Origin of the sequence: Streptomyces sp. col6 (assembly GCF_008042035.1) — a bacterium.
GTDB lineage: Bacteria > Actinomycetota > Actinomycetes > Streptomycetales > Streptomycetaceae > Streptomyces.
Genome location: NZ_RDBL01000012.1, coordinates 157,109 through 178,586 on the forward strand (window position 1 = coordinate 157,109; position 21,478 = coordinate 178,586).

Sequence of the window (21,478 nt, forward strand, 5' to 3'; positions counted from 1 at the left end):
GGATCCGTCCATGGCAATGGAACATGGGATCGCAGAGCTCGTCCAGGAGTTGGACAGCGGCGACTCGGAGCGCGTGGCCGCGGCGGTCGAGAGGTTGGCGGCACACGGTGAGCGTGCGCTGCCGCGGTTGCTTGAAGGGGCGCGCGCCCACCACACGTCGCAGCGTATCGAGGCGTACGGAAGTGTGCTGTGCCGTATCGGTCCGCCGGCTTTCGACGCCGTTCTCGCGGCAGCACGTGGCGGAGAGTTGGACAGCTGGCTCGCGGTCCGGCTGTTGCGTGTCTTCGATGAGCGTTGTGCCGGACGGTACGCGGCACTGGCTCTCGACCCCGACCGCTCGCTGTCGGGCTCCGGCTTCGCGGGGCTGCTCAGGCTGCGCGTCGACTCCGACGCCGGGCTGCTGGCGCTGGTGGACCTGGTTGCCCGGGGCGGCAGCTTCTACGGCGTACCCGGTGAGTACGTCCGGGCCATGTGGGACACCTTCGCGCCGAGGTTGCGGGAACTGCGCCAGGACCCGGCCACTCCCCGGGCGGTACGGCGTGGGGCCCTCGGTCTCCTGATCGAGGGCGGCGGGCTGGACGCGCTCGACGACCGCGACCGCGTCCTGGTGGACCGGCTGATGGGAGTGAAGCTCCCGGGCAATGTCCGCAACGTGCCGGACACACAGCTCAGCGCCTGGTGGCTGGCCGTGCCCGGGGCGACCTACGAGGGCGTCTTCGCAGCGCTGGGCCTGCACGATCCGCGCCCGGTGACAGTCGAGGCGGGTGTAGCGGCCGCGATGTGCGAGGAGATACGGAGCCCGAGCCCGGAGGATCCGGAGCGTGGCATCAGCCGGGCCTTCGTGACGCCGGAACTGGACGGCTGGCGGCTGGTGTTCGGCCAGTTCCAGCAGCTCGTCGGGTACGACGACTGGAACGACATGATCGAGACGGTGGAGCGGGTCAGCGCCGCGTGCGGCCGGGCCCAGCTCTTCTTCGTGGACGACGCCGGCGGCGCCGACATCTGGTTCGCGGCCGAGGACGGCCTGATGATGCAGCAGTACGCGGCCGAGGGCGGCCTGGAAGAGGAGGAGGACGACGAGGACCCCGATGCCGTCACCGGTGGCGTCCGTGAGGCCTGCGGAGATCTGTCGGTCGACCTGGACCTGGTGGGCGTCCTGGAGACGGTCGTACGCGGTCACGGCTGGCTGGCGGTCACCGCACCGGACATGGGACATGGGCAGTTCCCCGGGCTGCTGCCCGTCTGACGGGCCACTCGACAGTCACCGGGGGCAGCGACCGGTACCCCCGATAGCATGCGGCCATGTCTCATGAAGTCTGTGCACTCGTTGTCGTCGGCCCGGTCGATACGCAGCGAGCCCTCTCGGTGGACCTGCGGGCAGCACTCGTCCATGACGGCATCAGTGTGTTCCCCATCAACCACAACTTTTCCGCGTACTGGGCAGCGAAGCGCGGAAACCGTGCGCTGCTCGATCTGCCGGAGGACATCTCCCTCGTGTTTCCGACGGAGGCGGTGTTGCGTGACCTCGTGCGCGAGATCACCGGGACCGACAGGCCGCGGTTCGCGATCATCGAGACGAACTACTTCGGCGGGATCGGCGACCAGTGGGCTGCCGCGTTCGACGGTGAAGAACGACTGGCACCTGATGATGCGTCAATCAATCAGGCGCTGGCCGCCCTTGGCGTGCGTTCGGCCTCCGACAGGGAGGAGTTCGAGGTGATCGGCCTCGACCGGTTCCGGACCAACCCGGAATACCTCGACACGTACGTGCAGCTGTGTGAGGAGCTTGGCCTGTAACGACCGGGGCGGGGTCGTGGTCACGGCAGGGGCAGCGTGAACGCGTAGGCGCGCGGTTCGCCGCATCCCTGGCAGGCTCCGGCGAACCGGGAGAGGAGATGGCCGTCCTCCCTGGATACGGCGTTACGCCAGAAGCAGCACACCTCCCCGCAGGTGCAGGCGCGTCGGGCGACGTCGGCAAACGCGCCGAGGGTGGAATCGTGTGCCGCTTCGGCACTCGGGCGCGGGAGGACGTCCTCGCCGTCCAGCCTCTGCTGAGGCCGGTACCACGGCACGGTGGCGACGGTCTGCAGTCCACGCCCCGCGCACTCCACACACCTGCCGGGACCGGCGTTGTTGCCCGCGCACCAGCACCGCTCGTAGCGGCTGTAGGGCCTGCCTTCACACATCAGACAGACACCCCAGCCGTGGCAGTCGTGGCACAGCACCCCGTCGGCTGTGCTGCGGGTGAAGGGCGGCTGGCCCAGCTGTTGTTCGAGGTACACGACCGGCGTCCAGCCGGTCAGAGTCAGGATCGCGGATCCGCTGCCTTCGTACACCCTTGCCTCGAAGTCCTCGCGGCGAGCCGTCGCCCAGCTTTCCCCGTAGTGATCCGCGGCGTCGGTGCACACCTCCCAGCCGGCCCCGGCGAAGGCGGTCAAGGTCTCGCCGAACCTCGACGGCGCGTGACTGCCGTCCCCGCTCATGCCTATGAGGAACAGCGAGCGGTAGCCGACCGGTGCGGGACCGCTGAGCCGCACGGAATCGGTCCACTCCCGGGCCACGACCGGGCCGCGGTCCGGACGCAGCGCGGAAGCGATGTCCAGCAGCTGCCCTTTGAGCCACACCGCGCCACTCGATACGCCGGGCTCGTCCCGATCCGCATGCCCATCGGCCGTATGGGCCATCGTCGGATCGCCCCCCCTCTCTCGCTCGGAGATGTACATGATGCCGGGAGCGGCGGAGTGAGTCGAACCGTTCGCCGGGTCGATCGGCGCCTGGTCCGAACGGTACGCCGCGCGGTCCGGATCAGGGCCCGGCGACGAGTTGGCCGAGCCGCATGGCCAGCCACGGCTTGCTGCCGCCGGCCCGCATCCGGCCGCTCGCGACCGCCTTCCAGATCGGCGTACGCCGGAAGGAGACCAGAAGGAAGGTGGCCGGCGCCGCGACTATCCGGCAGTCGTAGGCGCGCGGTGGGGCGTCGCGGGTCACCGTCACCGTTCCGTCGTCGACGACGACCGCGAGGCGGGGCCCGCCCCTGACCGCGAGGTCGAACGCGATGTGTACGCCCCGCGACTTCACCGGGTCCAGGGCCGCCGCCATCATCGTCGGCATCGACTGCCCGAGGACGAGGCGGGCCTCGTCGTCGCCGATCGACCACGGGGTGCGGGCACCGCGTGCGACATCCAGACCATGGACGAGGGTCTCGCTGAGCAGCAGACCGGTCACCGTCGCCAAGGTGAACGGCACCTCGCCGTACCAGGGCGCGGAGACGGGGCTGTCCGGGGGAAGGCCCTCGGTAACGCGCAGGAACGTATCGCTCCGCTCGGCGACGAAGTCGGGCACCTTCGCGCGTTCCTCACCCCCGAACAGGGTCACGGAGCGGCTGTTCATCGCGGTGATCCGCTCGACGAAGGTGCCCTCGCCGGACGGCAGGACGTCGTCCCACTCCACCGCGTCGTCGGGCGAGACGAGGGCGGTGTACGCGAGGTACACAGCCGCCAGGTGCGCACCGACGTCGCCGACCGTCCACTCGGGGACACCCGACCTTGCGTCCTGGTCGGGCACGGCGCGCAGCAGCGCGACCAGACGTGAAGCAGCGGCGGCCAGCGCGGCACGGGTCCTCTCGTGCTCGGTGACCGGATCGAACGTCGTGACGGTGCCCATACCACTCCCCCAAGTCGCGGACGGAGCCGAAGATTACCGCCCAGTAGCACGACTGCGACACCCTTCGCGCCCCGCGGATCCCGCGTCCGGACCGAACGCGGTCGCCGGCATCATCGCCCCCTGCCCACGCCCATCGCCGACCGCACTCACCCCCGGGAGGACGGGGCTCACTGCGGAGGCGGGTGCCGGAAGGCCGGCTCACCATCCGCGGGGCCGCATGGCCGCTGCCGGAAAGTCCGGCCGGCTGACAGCCCGGTCGGCTACAATGCCGCTATGCATCTCTCGTCGTGTCTTGGCTGGTGGCGCTCCTCGTAGGAGCGGCTACCTCTCACGCATGACCGGGCCGTTCGGATGGACGGCCCTTTTGTGTTCCCTGGATCGAGGGGGGCGTGTCGTCCGAACGGCGATACGACCACCAGGAGACCTCATGAACACCATCCTTCAGCCGACGAGCCCGAGCCCCGACGCCCCTGCCGTCGAACCGTCAACCGATGCACTCGGAACGACCGCCGCGCAGGCGCGCAGCGCGGCGCTGGAGAAGCTGATCCTCGAAGATCCCGGGCGGTACCGCGTACTGACCGGGGACCGTCCCACCGGACGCCTCCATCTGGGGCACTACTTCGGCACCCTGCACAACCGGGTTCGCCTGCAGAACCTCGGGGTGGAGCTGTTCGTGATCATCGCGGACTACCAGGTCCTGACCGACCGCGATGTGGCGGACAACCTGAGCGGGCATGTCGAGGAACTGGTCCTGGACTACCTCGCCATCGGAGTGGACCCCGCGCGCAGCACGATCTTCACGCACAGCGCCGTCCCCGCTCTCAACCAGCTTCTGCTGCCTTTCCTGAGCCTCGTCTCCGTCGCGGAACTGAACCGCAATCCCACGGTGAAGGACGAGATCGCCCACTCACGGCAGTCCTCCGTCAGCGGTCTGATGTTCACCTACCCGGTGCACCAGGCCGCCGACATCCTCTTCTGCCGGGCCAACCTGGTCCCGGTCGGACAGGACCAGCTCCCCCATCTGCAACTCACCCGCACCATCGCCCGCCGCTTCAACGACCGCTACGGCGCCGGTGGCGCGGTGTTCCCGGAGCCCGAGGCCCTGCTGTCACCCGCACCGCTGCTCCTGGGCACGGACGGCACGAAGATGAGCAAGAGCCGCGGCAACGCCATCAGTTTGGCCGCTGACGCCGACGAGACGGCACGGCTGATCAAGGGAGCCAGGACCGACTCCGAGCGCCACATCACCTTCGACCCGGCAGGCCGCCCCGAGGTCTCCTCGCTCCTCCTCCTGGCCGCTCTCTGCCAGGACCGCACCCCCCAGCAACTGGCGGACGACATCGGCTCCGCGGGAGCCGCGGCGCTCAAACGGACCGTCACAGAGGCGGTCAACGAGTATCTGGCCCCGATCCGGGCACGCCGCACCGAGTACGCCCGCGACCGCGCACACCTGCGCCGGACACTGCGGGAGGGGAACGAGCGGGCCAGAGCCGTGGCGGACACCACCCTTGCCGAGGTGCGGGCCGCGATGAACAGCCACTACTGACGACGACGGCTGCCTGTGCGTGGCGTCGCAGGCAGCCGCCGGCCGGCCCGGCCTGGGAGGGGGTCAGCGGCGGCTCGGCCGGGATGACGTACCCGCCGGACGTACACACTGCAGTTGTCGCTCGTAGACGTCCCCCAACACGTCTTCCACCTGGATTCTCACGTCCAGGGCCGCAAGCCGTTCCAGCGCCTTGTGGCCGAGGGCCAGCAGTTCCATTCCGTCTGTGCCGGTGTTGGTCATCGGGATCGCCGCCCCCTTGCCGAGGTGCAGGAGGAAGACGTCCTCGTTCCAGTCGAGGCCCAGCGACGCCAGCGAGTCGACGGCGGTCTGCCAGGGCATCCAGCCCGGAGGAACAACGCCGGGCTCGGGGCACCGTGCGGATGCCCGGATCCGGTAGGCGACGGAGTGGACCACGGACCTGCCGCCTCCCGCATTGATCAGGTACACGGTGCGCCGGGAGTCGTCGAGCCGGTCGCTGTTCCCAGCCACTGCCGACCAGCTCAGGATCGGCCGCATGGTCTGCGAGAGCTGGGTACGGGTCAGGACGATGCCGGTGAGGAGGGCTACCACGGCCGCGCACGTCGAGGCGTCGAGTACGGTCAACCGCCACGGCCAGCCGTCACGAACGTCGGCGTCGAGGTTCGACTTGATGATTTCCCAGACCAGATCCACCAGGGCGAAGGCGAGCAGGGCGCGTGGCCACCGTAGGGTCCTGCCGCTGACCGAGACACGACGCTGCTCCCACCGGGACTCCTCCACATGCCCTCCCCCATCCCCATCCTCGACGGCAAGGACCACCATGCAGGGTGTGGGGCCGGGATTCAACGCCGCGGAACGCGGTGACCACGGCGGCGGCCTTCGCCGGGCCGGACTCGGTCGGTGACCTGATCAGGGCCTCTCGGCGCGCCCCTCGACGGCACCGGGGTAAGGCGGAAGTTCGAGATCCCTCGTCTCGCGCGACGCGGTCGGGATGCTGCCCGGTGCCCAGCCGAGGACTTCCTCGAAGCGGCGGGCGGCGAAGGGAAGGGGCAGTTGTCCGCGCTCGCTCTCGTGGAGCCTGATGGTCGCCCGGCTCAACCCCGTACGACGCGCCAGATCTCCCTCGGAGATGCCCTCGGCCGCGCGGAGTGCGATGAGGGCTTTCGCCAGCGCCTCGGTCTCTTCGCTCATGGCCCCAGCATTCCCCATCGGGGGCGCTCGGTCACCGTCCCGGCCCGATCCGCGCCCCGCTCGTGCTGACCCGACGGAGCGGGTACGCCACCAAACCCGCTGATCCGGGAGTTTCCTCGTGCGAGGTGTGCGAGAGGATCACACGCATGACTGAGATCGTTCTGATGTCGGATGCCAAGGTCGCCGCGATACCCGTACGGGAGTGCGGCGAGCCTCTCGTGGATGTGCGCGCCGAGGGCTCGCTGCTCGTCGACCGGCGGAAGCAGGACCCTGCCGACGCCTTCGCCCACCTGCGCGAGGGGGTGGCCGGCCGGCTGCTCGAAGCGCAGGCGACGCTGCCGCGAGGACTGCGGCTGCTGTTCGTGGAGGGGTACCGGCCGCCCACGCTCCAGCGCCGGTACTTCGAGGAGTACGCCGACCGGCTCCGCGCCGACCACCCCGGGTGGAGCGCCGAGCGGATCCACGCGGCGGCGAGCCGCTACGTCTCCCCTCCCGAGATCGCCCCGCACAGTGCCGGTGCGGCCGTCGATCTCACCCTGGCCGATGCCGATGGACGGGAACTCGACCTCGGCACACGCATGAACGCGGACCCGGAGGAGAGCGAGGGCGCCTGTTACACCGATGCGCTCAACATCAGTGAGGACGCCCGCGCGAACCGGGAGATCCTCGGCTCGGCACTCACCCGCGCCGGGCTGGTGAACTACCCGACGGAATGGTGGCACTGGTCCTTCGGCGACCGGTACTGGGCCCTGACCACCGGACAGGCCGCCGCCCGCTACGGCGCCAAGGGGACCGGCCCGCTCCACTGAAGATTCCGCGCCGGGGATGTAGAGAACCCGGGGCCGGCTACGACAGTGGGGTGAGGGCGCACCGGAAGGGTGACGCCGTGAGGGTCCGCGACAACTGACAACAGGAGTACGCAATGCCGAAGTTCGCGCTGCTGGTCAACCACGACGGTGGAGTCTTCGAGGAGCCGATGGACACCTGGCAGCCGGGTGACATCGCGGCGCACTTCGACTACTACGCCCTGCTGACCGAGGAGTTGACCGAGAGCGGCGAGATGGTCCAGTTCATGGCGCTGGCCGATCCCCGGCTGGCCCGCACGGTCCGCGCGGACGGAATCGCCCCGGCGGTGGTGACCGACGGGCCGTTCGCCGAGTCCAAGGAGGTCCTCGCCGGCCTCAACGTCTTCGATGTGGAGTCGGAGGAACGGGCTCTGGAGATCGCCGCCCGGATCTCCGCCGTCCCCGGCCCCGGCGGAGTGCCCACCCAGCAGCCGGTCGAGGTGCGGCAGGTCATGGCCGACGAGCACGGCGAGCTGTGAGTGGCACATCCGAGCACGTCGAAGACCTGTTGCGCACGCTCGCGCCACAGGCCCTCGGCGTGCTGGTGCGGCGACGCGGGGACTTCGCGGCGTGCGAGGACGCCGTGCAGGAGGCCCTTCTCGGCGCGGCCGGCTCGTGGTCGGCCGACGGGGTGCCCGACAACCCGCTCGGCTGGCTGATCCAGGTCGCGACGCGCCGGTACACGGACCAGGTACGGAGCGAACTCGCGCGCCGGCGCCGGGAGGAGGCGGTCGCACGGGAACCGGCCGCCGGGGCTGCCACCGGGCAGGACGACTCGTTGACGCTGCTGTTCATGTGCTGCCACCCCGCGCTCACCCCGGCATCGGCCATCGCCCTGTGCCTGAGGGCGGTCGGCGGACTGACCACCGCCGAGATCGCCGGTGCGTATCTCGTACCCGAGGCGACCATGGCCCAGCGCATCAGCCGTGCCAAGCAGCGGCTCAAGGCCTCGGGCGCCTTCTTCGACGTGCCCGAACCGGGCACGGAGGGCTGGGATGCGCGGCTCGGCTCGGTGCTGCGGGTGCTGTACCTGATGTTCAACGAGGGGTACGCGGCCACCCGGGGCCCGGTGCTGCACCGGGCGGACCTGGCAGCCGAGGCGATCCGGCTCACCCGGGGCGTGCACCGTGCCCTGCCCGGGGAAGGTGAGGCGACCTCGCTGCTGGCGCTCATGCTGCTCACCGAGGCCCGCCGCCCCGCCCGCACCGGCCCCGACGGCGAGCTGGTCCCGCTGGCGGAGCAGGACCGCACCCGCTGGGACCGGCGGCTGATCGGTGAGGGGGCCGCGCTGCTCGCGAGCACACTGGGCGGCGGTCGCCCGGGGGAGTACCGGATCCAGGCGGCCATCGCGGCGCTGCATGACGACGCGGCGCGCGCCGAGGACACGGACTGGCCGCAGATCGCCGCACTGTACGGGTTGCTCGACCAGGTGGCGGGGGCGGCCAACCCCGTGGTCACCCTCAACCGGGCCGTCGCCGTCGCGATGAGCCGGGGACCCGCCGTCGGCCTCGCCCTTCTCGACGCGCTCGACGCCGACGGTGGCCCTCTGACCGATCACCACCGGCTGCACGCCGTACGAGCCCACCTCCTGGAGCGCGCCGGCGACATCCCGGCCGCCGTCGAGCACTATCGCGCCGCCGCCGCCCGCACCACCAGCACCCCTGAACAGCGCTACCTGGTCACACGCGCCGCGCGTCTCCACCACGGTGACGCGGGGTGACCGGCGCCGGCGCAGCCTGAGCACCACCCGCATCCGCCCCGGGAACCCCGTCCCCCGCAAGGGCGTTGACTGGGGTTGGCGGGGCAGGGCGAGGGGAGTTGGGCTGTGGTGCAGAGGCACTCGCGGGGTCCTTGGAAGCTGCTGCTGGTCGAGGACGACCGGGAGTTGACCGACATGCTCTCCGCCGTACTGGGGGACGAGGGGTACGCGGTCGATGTGGCGGCCGACGGGCAGCGGGGGCTGCATCTCGGTCTCTCCCGGCAGTACGACGTACTTGTCCTCGACCGCCGCCTGCCGGCGCTCGACGGCCTCGACCTCCTGAGCCGGTTACGGTCCCGTGCCGTGCGCACACCGGTGTTGCTGCTGACCGCGATGGGCACGGTGCACGACCGCGTCGACGGGCTGGACGCCGGGGCGGACGACTATCTCGTCAAACCGTTCGAGCTCGACGAACTCAGCGCGCGCTTACGGGCGTTGTGCCGTCGGGCGCTCGATGCCACCGACGTGCTCCGGATCGGCTCGGGTCACCTGCACGTCGGCCGCCGCGAGGTGGAGCTGGCCAGTGGCGAGCAGGTCGCCCTCGCCGCGCGGGAGTTCGCTCTGCTGTGGGCGCTCGCCTCGCGCCCCGAGGCGGTGCACTCGCGGGCGGACCTGCGCCGGCTGGTGTTCCAGGAGGCGCCCGCTTCGTCCATTGTCGACACGTACGTCTACTACCTGCGCCGCAAGCTCGGCCGGCAGGTCGTGCGCACGGTGCGCGGTCTCGGCTACCGGCTGGGGGCGCTGTGAACCGGTCGGTGCCGGCCGAGTGGGCGGCGGTGCGGCGGGCGCGGCTGCGGATCGCCGTGCTGACCGGGGTGATCATCACGCTGCTGATCACGGTCGTCGGCGGGGTCGCGCACACGGTGATGGTGGACGCGCAGAACGATCAGGTGTGGCGTGAGCTCCGGTACGGAGCGGAGTACGGCGATCCGGCCAGGCCTCCGGTGTGCACCTGGCTGTACGCACCCGGCGTGGCTCCCCTGTCCAACGCCCCGGGCGGCTTCCCGCTGCGCGCCGATGTCAACCGGGTGCGCGCCACGCACGAGGCCGTGGAACGAACGGTGCGGCGCGACCACACGGTCTATCTGGTGCGCACGCAGCTCCGCGCCGACGGGGACGTGGTGCAGGCGGTGCTGGACATGCGATTCCAGCTGGCCGACCGGAGCCATCTGTGGTTCGCGCTGGGGGTGGCCGAAGTGGTGGGTCTGCTCGCGGCTGCCGTCACCGGTGTGTTCCTGGGACGCCGGGCCGTGGCCCCTCTGGCGGAGGCCCTCACCCGGCAGCGTCGGTTCGTCACGGACGCCAGTCACGAACTTCGTACGCCTGTCACCCAGGTGCACACACGGGCGCAGGTCCTCGCCCGGCAGGCGGCCGCGCAGGATCTGCCGGTGCCGCATCGCGACGGGCTGGCACGGATGGTCGCGTCGACCGGGCGGCTCGGTGAGGTGCTCGACGACCTGCTGCTGTCCGCGAGTCTCGCGGCGGGGCCCACGCGGGGGTCGGAGCGCGGTCCGGTCGACCTGGTCGCGCTGGCCCGGTCCGTGGTGGCCGAGGAGCGGGACCGGGCGCGGAGCCATTGCCTCACCGTCGTCGTGGACGGCCCCGCGCGGCCCCTCTTCGTCGACGGCATCCGGACGGCGCTGCGTCGCGCCGTCGGCGAGCTGCTGTCGAACGCGATCCGCCACACCCCGGCCGGGGGCCGGATCGAGCTGACCGTGTCGCGCTCCGGCGGCCTGGTCGTACTGGCCGTCTCGGACACCGGGCCCGGGTTCGACCCGGCCGCGGTGGAGCAGCTGTTCCAGCGGTTCCACCGCGGCAGCGGCGACGGCGGGCGGTACGGGCTGGGACTCGCGCTGCTGCGGGAGGTCGTCGAGCGCCACGGGGGCACGGTCACCGCATCCGGCCGCCCGGGTCACGGTGCACGGTTCGTCATCCGGCTCCCGGAGTACACACCCCCGCCCGTCGCCCCGGCCCCGGCACGTCCGTTCACGGCACCTCGTGCGCGGCGAGCAGGCGTGCCGCGGCGCGGACGTCCGCGTCCAGCGGACGGTCCGGTTCGACCGGGGGGATCACCTCGGTGAGAGCGTCGAGGAGGTCCGCGCAGCGGGGTGCGGTGGGGCGGCGGGCGCCGACGTGGGCCGCCTGGCGCAGGCCGAGGGCGAGCGAACCGGTCAGCAGGGCGAGCAGTTCCGCCATGTCGTAGGAGCGCAGGGCCGCCTGGGTGCCGAACGGTACGACGTCCTGGTTGTGCAGGTTGGTCGGCAGGCTCTGCATACCGGCGGGTGTGGCGTTGCGGCGGATCTCCGCGACGAACGCGGTGGCGGCCAGCTGTACGCCCTGGAGGCCGTGTTGCAGGCCCGGTGCGGTGGCGAGCATCGGTGGCAGGCCCCCGTTGCGTGCCGGGTCCATGAGCAGGTCGAGCTGGCGTTCGGCCAGGTTGCCCAGTTGGGCGGTGACGGAGGCGAGGAGGTCGGCCGCGAACGCGGCGGGCTGGCCGAAGAAGTTGCCACCGTGCACCACCTTGCCCTCGTGCGCGTCGTCGCCGGGGAAGAAGAGGGGGTTGTCGCTGACGCCGCCGAGGTCTGCGGCGACCACGGCGTCGACGTACCGCAGCGCGTCCTCGGCGGCGCCGAGCAGCTGCGGGGTACAGCGGATGCTGTACGGCTCCTGGAGCGGCCGGGTTCCCGAGGGTCCGATGCCGGTGAGGGTCCGCCGCATCCGCGCGCCGGCGTCGACCGCTCCGGCGTGACCGTACGCGCGCAGCAGGTCGTCGTCCAGGAAGCCGGGGTCGCAGCCGAGCAGGTCGGCCAGAAGACAGGTGAGGGCCGTGAGCGAGCGGTGGGCGCCGCGGACGGTGTCACGGGCCAGCGCCAGGGCCGCGGTGGTGACGGAGGTGCCGTTGACCAGGGCGAGGGCGTCGCGGCCGTCGAGGGTGAGCGGGCGCAGCCCGGCGGCGGTCAGGGCCTCGGCGGCACCCATGCGGTGGCCGTCCAGGTAGGCGTGCCCCCGGCCGCGCAGGGCCTGGGTCGCGTAGGCGAGCGGGATGAGGTCGCCGCTCGCACCGACGGAGCCGTAGCGGGGTACGGCGGGCGAGAACGTCGTGGCGAACATCGCGGTGAGCCGGTCGACGACCTCGGCGGAGACACCGGAGTACCCCTGGGCGAGGGACCAGGTGCGCAGCAGGAGGGCGGCCCGGCAGATCTCGTGCGGCAGGTCGGGCCCCTGGCCCGCCCCGAGGTGGGCCAGGGTGTTGTCGCACTGGTCCGCCTCGTCGGCGCGGCCTGCGTACCCGACGAGGGCGCCGAATCCGGTGGTGGCGCCGTAGATGGGACGGGCCGTACCGCCGCCGTCGCCGTGCCGCAGCCCGTGGAAGAAGCGGCGGCCGCGGTCCAGACGGTCCCGGGCCCCGGCGTCCACGGTGACGGTGAGCGGTGTCGCCGCGCGGCGCAGGGCGGCGGAGTCCAGGGGGCCGGTGAGGGCGAGGGCGTCCGTGGTGGTGAGCACGTCCGGAAACGTAGGCGGGAAATCTCAGAGCGCTCTGAAATCGGGTGACTAGCTTCCGGACCATGACCCATGACTACCTGATCATCGGTGCGGGGCCCGCCGGACTTCAGCTCGCCGCCCTGCTGGAGCGGGACGGCGCGGACTATGTCGTTCTGGAGCGCGGCAGCGGTCCGGGGACGTTCTTCACGCGGTTCCCCCGGCACCGCTTCCTCATCTCGAACAACAAGGTGCACACGGGTTACGACGATCCCGAGCTGCGGCTGCGGATGGACTGGAACTCACTGCTGAGCGACGATCCGGAGCTGCTGTTCACCCGGTACAGCCCCCGCTACTTCCCGCCGGCCGACGACCTGGTGCGCTATCTGACGGACTTCGCCGCGCGGACCGGGGTGCAGGTGCGGTACGACACCGCCGTCGAGAAGGTCTCGCGGGATGCGGGGGGCTTCACCGTCACCGACCACACCGGCACGGCGTGGCGGGCACGGCACCTGGTGGTCGCCACCGGGATGCCCGTGCCGAACCTGCCGTCGGTCCCGGGCATCGAGCTGGCCGAGCGCTACGACACGATCGACACCGACCCGAAGGCGTACACCGATCAGCGGGTGCTCATCATCGGCCGCGGAAACTCGGCGTTCGAGACGGCGGAGAATCTGATGGAGACCGCGGCGGTCATCCATGTCGTGGGCTCGGGCTCGCTGAAGATGGCCTGGCGGACGCATTACGTGGGACATCTGCGCGCGGTCTACAACAACTTCCTGGACAGCTACCAGCTGAAGTCGCAGAACGCTCTCCTCGACGGCCGGGTCCTGGCCATCAGGCGTGAACCGGACGGTTTCCATGTCCCGGTCGCCTTCGAGCGGGTCGACGAGGTGGTCAAGGAGATCCGCTACGACCGGGTGATCGTCGCGACGGGCTTCCGGTTCGACGCCTCCCTCTTCGACGACACCTGCACGCCGGAGGTGGTCGTGGACGGCCGTTTCCCGGCGCTGACGCCGCTCGGTGAGTCGGTCAACGTACCCGGTCTGTACTTCGCGGGGACGCTGATGCAGGGCCGCGACTTCCGGAAGGCGACGACCGGCTTCATCCATGGATTCCGCTACGCGGTGCGCGCCCTGCACCGCGGGCTGCGGCAGCGCCATGACGGTGTGCCCTGGCCGACGACGGTGCTCGGGGACGCCACGGAGCGGGCCGTGGACGCGGTGATCGGCCGCGTCAACCGGTCCTCCGCGCTGTGGCAGCAGTTCGCCGTCCTCGGTGACCTGCTGCTGCTCGCCCCGGACGGCACACTGCGCTACGCCGAGGAGGTGCCCGTCGACCATGTGCCCGGGGCCGTGCGCGCCGGGGACTTCGGTGAGGTGGACGCGTACGCGGTGATCACCCTGGAGTACGGCGAGGACCACGACCGGGTGGACCCCTTCGACGTCTCGGCGGGCCGCAAGTCCCAGCAGGACGTGTCCGGGCTGGACGGCCGCTATCTGCATCCGGTCGTCCGCTGGTTCCGGGACGGTGTGTTCGTGGCCGACCACCACCTCACCGAGAACCTGGAGAACGAGTGGGACAGCGAGGAGGTTCACCGCGCCCCGCTGACCGCCTTCCTCGATGCGCGGCGCAGCCCGGCCGCCCCGGTGGCCCCGTGACACTCCGCGAACTGCACGACACGGCACGGAAGATGCTGGATCCGGTCGTCTACGACTACGTGGCGGGAGGCGCAGGGGAGGAACGCGTCCTCGCCGGCAACGAGCGGGCGTTCGACCGGTACGCGTTGCTGCCGCGGGTGCTGAGCGGTGCGGAGGTGCGGGACACCGCCGTGGATCTGCCGGGCGCCCCGCAGGCGGCTCCGGTGATCGTCTCACCGACCGCCTTCCACCGGCTCGTGCACCGGGACGGCGAGCGGGCCACGGCCCGTGCCGCGGCGGCCGAGGGCGCCGTTCTGGTGACGGGGACGGCCGCGACCACCGCGGTCCTCGACGTTGTCGCGGCGGCGCGCGAGGCGGCACCGGACCCGGCCGTGTGGTTCCAGCTCCAGCTGCACCCGCGCCCGGAGGTCACCCGGGCGCTCGTGCGACGCGCTGAGGAGGCGGGCTGCACGGCGCTGGTGGTCACCGTCGACTCGCCGGTGTTCGGCCGGCACACCAGGGACCTGCGCAACGGGTTCACCGACCTGCCGCCCGGATACGCCGCCGAGAACATGCGCGATCTGCCCGGTGCCGAGCCGGGTGCGCTCACGGCGGTCCCGATGTCCGCCGCGCCCGGCTGGCCGGACTTCGCCGAGGTCGTACACGGCACCTCGCTTCCCGTACTGGTCAAGGGAGTTCTGCATCCGGACGACGCCCGGCTGTCCGTCGAGCACGGTGCGGCGGGGGTGATCGTCTCCAACCACGGGGGCCGTCAGTGCGACGCGGTGCCGGCGGCCCTGGACTGTCTGTCCGGGGTCACCGAGGCGGTCGCGGGCCGGGTGCCGGTCCTGCTCGACGGCGGGGTGCGCCGGGGCAGCGATGTCGCGGTGGCGCTGGCGCTGGGCGCGAGCGCCGTCGGCGTGGGACGGCCCGTCATGTGGGGCCTGGCGGTCGACGGGGAGGCGGGCGTGCGGCGGGTCCTCGCGACCCTGCGCGACGCGTACGACCACACGCTCGCCCTGTGCGGTGGGCGCCGGAACGCGGATCTGACGGCCGGCATGGTCGTCGCGAGGGGTGCGGCGTGGTGAGGGCCCGTGCGGGAACGGACGCGTGGTGGCTGCCGCGTGCCGTGGTGGCGCTGCGCGTACGCATCTTCGAGAAGGTCAACGGGGACCGGGTGGTGACCCTTCCCAACGCCACGCACGGGCCGGAGGTGTTCGAGCGGGTCTACGCCCATCCGGCCGCGAACGGGCGGAGCGAGGGGGCCGGTCTGTCGGACCTGTTCTGGTACTGGCTGGCGCCGGGGCCGGAGGTGCACCAGGAGCACCTGGAGCCCGGCGAGCGCTACCAGGACGTGGCGGCGACGACGCGGCGCATCGTCGCCGGGGCCTCGGCCGATCTCACCGCGGCGGCTTCTCGCGCCGTCGCCGGTGTGCTGGACGGGGTGCCGGACTCGCGGATCAGCCTCGTGCGACTGCGGGATCTGGTGATGCCTGCGTGGGCCGCGTTCTGCTACGAACTGGTCTTCCAGGAGCCGTGCCCACCGCCGGCCCGGGAGCTGATCACCGCGCACGCGGATGACGTGATCACCGCCCTGAAGTGCACCGGTCTGCGCCATCCGAAGCGCCGCGCCCGGCTGACCTCGTACCTGCGCGAGCGGGTCGCCGCCGGTCACGTACCGCACGCGCTGCCGGACTCGCTGTCCCTGCCCGAGCAGGTGCACTATCTGCAGGGGACCTTCTTCAACACGGCGGTCGTGCAGCTGTCCGAGGCGACCGCGCACGTCCTGCTGGCCCTCGCCCGCCATCCGCACGTGCAGCAGCGCCTCGCCACGGATCCGGAGGACGACCGGTACCTGACGCAGGTGCTCGACGAGACCATGCGGCTGTATCCGCTGTTCGGCATCGCCCACCGCATCACCACGGGTGAGATACCGCTCGACGGGACGACAGTGCTGCCGGCCGGCTCGGTGGTGTGCTTCAGCTATCCCGGCTACCACGCCACCGGATACGAACGGCCCGACGCGTTCGACCCGGACCGCTGGTCGGCGCTGGCGGCGAAGGACGTCCACCACATCCCGTACGGCGTGGCGGCCAACCGCCCCTGCCCGGCCTGGCGGCTCTCACCGCTCGTGCTGCGCGCGGCGGTCCGCGAGGTGCTCGCGCGCTACCGGCTCGACTCGACGGCCTCGCACACCCGGTCCATTCCGCACCGGGCGCCCTGCCTGCTGATTCCGCGCGGCCAGTCGCCCGGCCGCCGTCGTCTCGGTGTGCTGCGGGGCTTCGTCCGGCTGCGGGACGGGGTGGAGGACGTCACCCGGGGCGTACGCCAACTGGTGCTCGGTACGGCCATGGTGCTGCAGGCCCGCAGGCAGCGTCCGGCGACACGGTATTTCGAGGAGCAACGGGCCGGAGGCTGTCCGGTCCCCCACCGGGAGAGAGGAAACGGATGACGCCCGAGGAGCCGCGCCGGCGCCTGCCCGGGGTGGTCGGATGACCTCCCCCACGCGTCCGGTGTCGCTGATATCCCGGCCGCCGCTCTTCTGGACCGGGGTGGCCCTCACCTGTGCGGGCGTCGGCCAGCACGTGTGGATGTTCGTCGATTCCGCGTCCATGGAATTCCACATGGCGATGATGGGCATGTCCGGCGCGATGTGGGCCGCCATGGCCGCCATCGTCGTGGGGGTGGTGATCTCCGGGGTCGCCGTCGTGCAGCCTCCGGGAGAGGATCCGACGGCCGTCGCGGCCCCGAGCCGGACGAGCCGTGCGGGCCGGCGCCGTCTCATCGGGGTGCTGAGTTTCGCGCTGATGGTTGACCAGATGAAACCCGCGACGCTGGCGTTCATACAGCCCGGCATGCGTGCCGAGTTCCACCTCGGCGCCGCCGAGATCGCCTGGCTGCCCACAGTGGCGCTGAGCGGCACGGTGGTGGGGTCGCTCGTGGGGGGCCGTGCCGCGGACCGGATCGGGCGCAGGGCGACGATCCTCATCGCGTCCCTGCTGTTCCTCGGGACGACGGTGTGCGGCGCCATGCCGACCTTCGGCGGCATCCTGGCCATGTGCGCCCTGATGGGGATGGCGGCCGGCGGCATGCTGCCCGTCGTCTACGCCCTGATGACCGAGAGCCTGCCGCCCGGCCGGCGCGCGGCCATCATGGTGCTGCAGGCCGGACTCACCACCACGGGCGGGTACATGGCGGCCGCCGGACTCGCCGCGGTGCTCATCCCGCTGACCGGGTGGCGCGTCCTGTGGTTCGCGCAACTGCCACTGGTCCTGATCCTCATCGCGCTGAACCGGTGGATCCCGGAATCGGCGGCCTTCACCGCGCAGCGGTCCCAGGTCGCCCGGGTCCCCGCCGCGACCCTGTTCCGACGTCCTCAGACGGCCAAGACGTTGGTGGTCAGCGGCTACGCACTCGCCTGGGGTCTTGTCTACTGGGGCTTCATCACCTTCCTGCCCAGCCAGCTGGAGGCCTCCCACAGGGGAGGCATGTCCGCGGCCACGCTGCTGTTCCTCTCGTCGCTGCTGTCCATCCCCACCTGTGTCGTGGCGGCCTGGCTCTACATGCGCTGGTCGGCGAAGGGCACCATGGTCGTCTACGCGTCCCTGACCGTCGCGGCGCTCCTCGTCCTCGCGGCCGTCGGGATGGACGGCAGCCGGCCCGTCCTCCTCGCCGCCGTGATCCTGCTGTTCGCCGGAACCGCCGGGGTCATCGCGCTCATCGGCCCCTACACCGCCGAGATCTACCCCCTGGCCATCCGGGGCACCGCCGGCGGCTGGGCGGCGGCGGTCGGCAAGTCCGGCGGAGCCTTCGGTCCTCCGCTCATCGCACTGGTCCTCTCCGCGCCGGGAAGCACCCGCACCGCCGCCCTGCTCGTCGCTCTCCCGATGGCCCTGGCGGGAGGCGCCGTCGCGCTCCGCGGCAGCGACCCACGGGCGGCCGACCGGCACCACGAGGAGTCCGCCGGGCTGGACGCCGAACTCGACGGCCTGGTGCGCGGCGAGGCCGTCCGGGCCGAGCGGGCGGCTCCTCCCGGAACGGACGGCGCCCCGCCCTTGTGACGCACACGAGGACGGGGCACGCGGTCAGGGGCGGGTCCGGCTCCCGTCCACGAGGCGCCGTTTGTCGGGCTTGCCGGCCGCCGTGAGCGGTACTTCGCCGATGAGGGTGAGCCGGGCCGGGGCGCAGGCCTCACCCAGGCCCTCCGCCACCCGCGCCCGCAGTTCGCCGAGGTCCGGGGTGTGCCCGGCCGCGGGGACGACGAAGGCATGGACGGCCTCACCGGTGCTGTCGTCGGGCACGGCGACGACGTAGGCCTCGGCCACCGAGGGGTGGCCGGCGAGCAGCCGCTCGACGGGCCCGGCGTAGTACACGTTGGCGTTGACGATGATCACGTCACGGATCCGTCCCGTGAGCCACAGCCGGCCCGACGCGTCGAACCGGCCGAGGTCGCGGGTGCGCACCCACCCGTCGGAGAACACCTCGGCGGTGAGGGCGGGTTCCTGCCAGTAGCCGGAGCTCTGGGACGGCGTACGGACGAAGAGTTCGCCGTCGCTGCCGTCCGGGACCGGACGGCCGGAGGCATCGCGGATCTCCAGGTCCACGGGCGGCACGCCGAGGGAGCCCGGCGGCTCGTCCGGGGCGGCCATGGAGATCATGCCGGTCTCCGTCTGCCCGTAGCCGTGGAAGACGACCGGGCCCAGCACCTCGGTGGCCTCCCTCAGCCGTCCCGGTTCCAGCGGGGATCCCGAGACCATCAGTGCGCGCAGACCGCCGAGGTCCACCGGCGACGCGCGCTGGGCCGCCACGAGTTTCGTCAGCCGGGCCACCGTGATGACGCTCGCGCTCGCCCGGTGGCGCACCAGGGCGTCGGGGAAGTCCGGCGGGTCGGCGGTGACGAGGCTGCCGCCGGCGGCGAGTGCCAGCAGCCCGTACTCCATCATCACCTGGCTGGCCAGGGTGCCGAACACCAGGAACCGGTCGAGGCGCCGGGCGAGTTCGCGCACGGCGGGCGGCCAGGCGTCCGGCCGGTGCGCCCAGCCCGCGGTCATCGCCGCGTAGGTCTGGGCGCACGCCTTGGGGAGGCCGGTGCTGCCGCTGGTGTGGAGCAGCCGCGCGATGTCCCCGGGGCGCGCCAGGACCTTGGGCCGGGTGCCGTCGTCCGCCGTGGCCAGCAGGTCGTCGAGCGCGATGACGGGCCCGGCCGGGGTGCCGTGAGCATCGGGCCGGTCGGTGACCGTCGCGTCCACGTCCCGCAGCACATGGTCCTGCTGACGTGCTGTCAGGCCGGGGCGTACGCCGACGACGCGGGCTCCGACGACGTGGGCGGCGATGATCGCGGCGAACGCCCCGGGGCCGACCCGCAGCAGCATGGCGACGCCGTCCCCGGGGCCGACTCCGTGCTGCCGCAGGCCGTTCACCGCGCTCCTCACCATGCCGAGGAGCCGGGCGCCCGAGACCTCACGGCCGGCGTGCTCGAACACCGGCCGGCCGCCCGCCGCGTCGAGGATGTCCAGTACGGCGCCGGGGAACTGCTCAGTCAAGGCACTCCTTCACGAAGGCGGTGAGCGGCTGCCGGTGGATCGCCGGCAGACTCCACTCGTTCTCCAGGTTCTCCGCCAGATGGTGGGTCCCGGCGAGCACGCCGTCCCGGTAGTGGCGGACGACGGGGTGGAGATACGTCGAGTCCATGGCGTGGTCCACGTCGTTCTCGACGACGCGCGGGACATCCACGTCGAACGGATCGGTCCGGTCGTGCTCGGCGCCGTACTCCAGGTCGACGACGAACCGGTGCGGGCACGGGCCGAGTCCGCCGTCGGTGACGTGGTCCAGCGGGACCTCCTCCTGGTACACGGCCCGGTCGCCGTCCACACCGACCACGTCGCCGAGGAAGGCGAACTGCTGCCAGAGGCCCGACGAGCGGTTGACGCGGCCGATGACGGCGTCGGCTATCGCCTCCGGGGTCGCGGCGAGCGTACGGGCCGGCCAGGGGGTGTCGAGATGGCGGGCGCCGAGGATGCGGTGCAGGGCGCGCGTCGCGTAACGGAAGCCGTGGATGAAGCCGTTGGTGGATTTCTTGAAATCCCGCTGCTGCATCAGCGTTCCGGCGAAGTAGAGGTCCGGGACATTGACCGACTCGAAGGACGAGGTCTGTGCGGGAAAGCGGTCGTTGATGGCGAGTGCGGGGCGGCAGGACTCGTCGAAGACGGACGCGTCGAAGCGGAAGCCGGTGCAGACGATGATCCGGTCGTAGTGCAGTTCGCGCAGCGGTTCCGTGGTCCGGGCGTAGCGGAGCATCACGCGGAAGCCGCCGCCCGCCGTCTTCTCGATGCTCTCCACGGTGCCGTCGAGCACCGCGTTCTGCGATTTGAGCTGGTAGGTGTCCAGGAAGTTGTTGTTCACCGCGCGCAGATGCCCGAGGTAGTGGGTCTTCCAGGCGAGCTTGACCGAGTGCGGGCCGACGACGTGGATCACCGCGGCCTTCTCCACGAGGCCGTCGGCGGTCTCGAAGGCGGAATTCCCCTTGCCGATGATCAGCACCCGCTGGTTGGTGAAGGACACGGGGGCGGTGTCGAAGGTGTCGTAGCGCTCGGCGAGTCCGATGCCCGGGATCGGTGGCTCGTAGAGCTTGGAGATGCCCGTCGCCATGACGAGCCGCCTGGCCCGCAGGGTCCGCCCGTCGCCGTCGAGGACGGTGAAGACGCCGTCCTCGCGGGAGATCCTGACCGCTTCCGTCCCGTACTCGACGCGTACGCCGGTGCGGGCCGCGAAGTCCGCCAGGTAGCGCACGAGTTCGTCCGCCGGCGGGAAGTAGCGTTCGCTGTAGCGGGTGAAGAGCAGTTCCGGGTCGTCGCTGAGGAGTGAGTTCCAGTCCATACGCAGGTTGAGTTCGGGGTCCGTGAAGCCCGTGTTCACCTTGTTCGTCGAGATGAGCTGCCGATGGCGGGGATACCGGGTGAAGGACGTCCCCGGCGCTCTCCCCCGTTCCAGGACGAGGTAGTCGCGCCCGTCGCGTTCCAGCAGAGCGGCAAGTTGGAGTCCGGCCGGACCGGCCCCGATGATGAGATAGTCGCGCACCATGGGCCGGACGGTAGTGTCAGCACATCAGAGGGTTCTGAGATTCGCGCCCGGCGCGGGCGGCGCCCTCACCGGCGTGTCCCCTTCGGGCGGACGTCCGAAAAGCAGCAGCGCGTGAGGTCGCGTCACCTCCACACTGTCCCTGTAGCGATCGGATCTTGCCGTCGGCGGCCTGCGGACACACGGGGGAACATCTTGACGGAGCACGAAGACGCCCAGAGGCCTCCGGCGGACCGTCCACCGCAGGCTCCCTCCTACACACCGCCGGCCGGCGCTTTCGGGCCGCCGGTCCCGCCTC

The 21,478-nt window shown here is 71.6% G+C and carries 19 protein-coding genes; 12 read left to right on the forward strand and 7 right to left on the reverse strand.

Annotation, left to right across the window (positions count from 1 at the left end; all coding sequences use genetic code 11):
- Window positions 1-10 precede the first annotated feature (10 nt).
- Together EAO73_RS16490 and EAO73_RS16495 are read left to right on the forward strand one after the other, a co-directional pair.
- Window positions 11-1,246 (forward strand): hypothetical protein, encoded by a 1,236-nt coding sequence (locus EAO73_RS16490; RefSeq protein WP_147972309.1) that lies wholly within the window; start codon window positions 11-13, stop codon window positions 1,244-1,246.
- A 56-nt stretch (window positions 1,247-1,302) separates the two neighbouring features.
- On the forward strand, window positions 1,303-1,797 hold the full coding sequence (locus EAO73_RS16495) for a hypothetical protein (RefSeq protein ID WP_147972310.1): 495 nt from the start codon (window positions 1,303-1,305) through the stop codon (window positions 1,795-1,797).
- 20 nt (window positions 1,798-1,817) lie between these two features.
- Here the strand turns inward: EAO73_RS16495 and EAO73_RS16500 are convergent, their stop codons facing one another.
- Together EAO73_RS16500 and EAO73_RS16505 are read right to left on the reverse strand one after the other, a co-directional pair.
- Window positions 1,818-2,723, reverse strand: a complete 906-nt coding sequence (locus EAO73_RS16500) for a hypothetical protein (RefSeq protein WP_147972311.1) — start codon at window positions 2,721-2,723, stop codon at window positions 1,818-1,820.
- Window positions 2,724-2,805: 82 nt separating this feature from the next.
- Complete coding sequence (locus EAO73_RS16505; RefSeq protein ID WP_147972312.1) at window positions 2,806-3,663, reverse strand: maleylpyruvate isomerase N-terminal domain-containing protein; 858 nt, start codon at window positions 3,661-3,663, stop codon at window positions 2,806-2,808.
- A 427-nt stretch (window positions 3,664-4,090) separates the two neighbouring features.
- Between EAO73_RS16505 and trpS the strand changes: the two genes are divergently transcribed.
- A complete protein-coding gene (gene trpS, locus EAO73_RS16510) occupies window positions 4,091-5,209 on the forward strand; it encodes a tryptophan--tRNA ligase (protein ID WP_147972313.1) in 1,119 nt (372 codons plus the stop codon).
- Window positions 5,210-5,272: 63 nt separating this feature from the next.
- On the opposite strand, the gene EAO73_RS16515 is transcribed toward trpS, so the two are convergent.
- Together EAO73_RS16515 and EAO73_RS16520 are read right to left on the reverse strand one after the other, a co-directional pair.
- Window positions 5,273-6,010: a hypothetical protein gene (locus tag EAO73_RS16515; protein ID WP_147972314.1), complete on the reverse strand. Its 738-nt coding sequence runs from the start codon at window positions 6,008-6,010 to the stop codon at window positions 5,273-5,275.
- A gap of 87 nt (window positions 6,011-6,097) precedes the next feature.
- Window positions 6,098-6,379, reverse strand: a complete 282-nt coding sequence (locus EAO73_RS16520; protein WP_191134103.1) for a helix-turn-helix domain-containing protein — start codon at window positions 6,377-6,379, stop codon at window positions 6,098-6,100.
- Between the two features lie 146 nt (window positions 6,380-6,525).
- Here EAO73_RS16520 and EAO73_RS16525 point away from each other — a divergent pair, with 146 nt between their 5' ends.
- From EAO73_RS16525 to EAO73_RS16545, 5 genes are all read left to right on the forward strand, one after another.
- Window positions 6,526-7,188: a M15 family metallopeptidase gene (locus EAO73_RS16525; RefSeq protein WP_147972316.1), complete on the forward strand. Its 663-nt coding sequence runs from the start codon at window positions 6,526-6,528 to the stop codon at window positions 7,186-7,188.
- A gap of 113 nt (window positions 7,189-7,301) precedes the next feature.
- Window positions 7,302-7,703 (forward strand): YciI family protein, encoded by a 402-nt coding sequence (locus EAO73_RS16530; RefSeq protein WP_147972317.1) that lies wholly within the window; start codon window positions 7,302-7,304, stop codon window positions 7,701-7,703.
- Window positions 7,700-8,944, forward strand: a complete 1,245-nt coding sequence (locus tag EAO73_RS16535) for an RNA polymerase sigma factor (RefSeq protein ID WP_147972318.1) — start codon at window positions 7,700-7,702, stop codon at window positions 8,942-8,944. The genes EAO73_RS16530 and EAO73_RS16535 overlap by 4 nt, the downstream gene beginning before the upstream one ends.
- A gap of 105 nt (window positions 8,945-9,049) precedes the next feature.
- Entirely contained in the window at window positions 9,050-9,730 is a 681-nt protein-coding gene (locus EAO73_RS16540) for a response regulator transcription factor (protein ID WP_224756341.1), read from the forward strand.
- Complete coding sequence (locus EAO73_RS16545; protein WP_147972319.1) at window positions 9,727-11,064, forward strand: sensor histidine kinase; 1,338 nt, start codon at window positions 9,727-9,729, stop codon at window positions 11,062-11,064. The genes EAO73_RS16540 and EAO73_RS16545 overlap by 4 nt, the downstream gene beginning before the upstream one ends.
- Here EAO73_RS16545 and EAO73_RS16550 read toward each other — a convergent pair.
- Window positions 10,970-12,487: an aromatic amino acid ammonia-lyase gene (locus EAO73_RS16550; RefSeq protein ID WP_147972320.1), complete on the reverse strand. Its 1,518-nt coding sequence runs from the start codon at window positions 12,485-12,487 to the stop codon at window positions 10,970-10,972. The genes EAO73_RS16545 and EAO73_RS16550 overlap by 95 nt on opposite strands.
- A 62-nt stretch (window positions 12,488-12,549) precedes the next feature.
- Between EAO73_RS16550 and EAO73_RS16555 the strand changes: the two genes are divergently transcribed.
- The 4 genes from EAO73_RS16555 to EAO73_RS16570 are packed head-to-tail and all read left to right on the forward strand — an operon-like array spanning window position 12,550 to window position 18,164.
- On the forward strand, window positions 12,550-14,124 hold the full coding sequence (locus EAO73_RS16555; protein ID WP_147972321.1) for an NAD(P)-binding domain-containing protein: 1,575 nt from the start codon (window positions 12,550-12,552) through the stop codon (window positions 14,122-14,124).
- A complete protein-coding gene (locus tag EAO73_RS16560) occupies window positions 14,121-15,191 on the forward strand; it encodes an alpha-hydroxy acid oxidase (protein ID WP_147972322.1) in 1,071 nt (356 codons plus the stop codon). Before EAO73_RS16555 ends, EAO73_RS16560 begins: the two co-directional genes overlap by 4 nt.
- Window positions 15,185-16,555: a cytochrome P450 gene (locus EAO73_RS16565; RefSeq protein ID WP_147972323.1), complete on the forward strand. Its 1,371-nt coding sequence runs from the start codon at window positions 15,185-15,187 to the stop codon at window positions 16,553-16,555. The genes EAO73_RS16560 and EAO73_RS16565 overlap by 7 nt, the downstream gene beginning before the upstream one ends.
- A 40-nt stretch (window positions 16,556-16,595) precedes the next feature.
- On the forward strand, window positions 16,596-18,164 hold the full coding sequence (locus tag EAO73_RS16570) for an MFS transporter (protein WP_147972324.1): 1,569 nt from the start codon (window positions 16,596-16,598) through the stop codon (window positions 18,162-18,164).
- A 24-nt stretch (window positions 18,165-18,188) separates the two neighbouring features.
- On the opposite strand, the gene EAO73_RS16575 is transcribed toward EAO73_RS16570, so the two are convergent.
- Together EAO73_RS16575 and EAO73_RS16580 are read right to left on the reverse strand one after the other, a co-directional pair.
- Window positions 18,189-19,646 carry a class I adenylate-forming enzyme family protein gene (locus tag EAO73_RS16575; protein WP_147972325.1) on the reverse strand — a complete coding sequence of 486 codons (1,458 nt, stop codon included), beginning with the start codon at window positions 19,644-19,646 and terminating at the stop codon, window positions 18,189-18,191.
- Window positions 19,639-21,183: an NAD(P)-binding domain-containing protein gene (locus tag EAO73_RS16580; RefSeq protein WP_147972326.1), complete on the reverse strand. Its 1,545-nt coding sequence runs from the start codon at window positions 21,181-21,183 to the stop codon at window positions 19,639-19,641. Before EAO73_RS16580 ends, EAO73_RS16575 begins: the two co-directional genes overlap by 8 nt.
- Window positions 21,184-21,478: the final 295 nt, after the last annotated feature.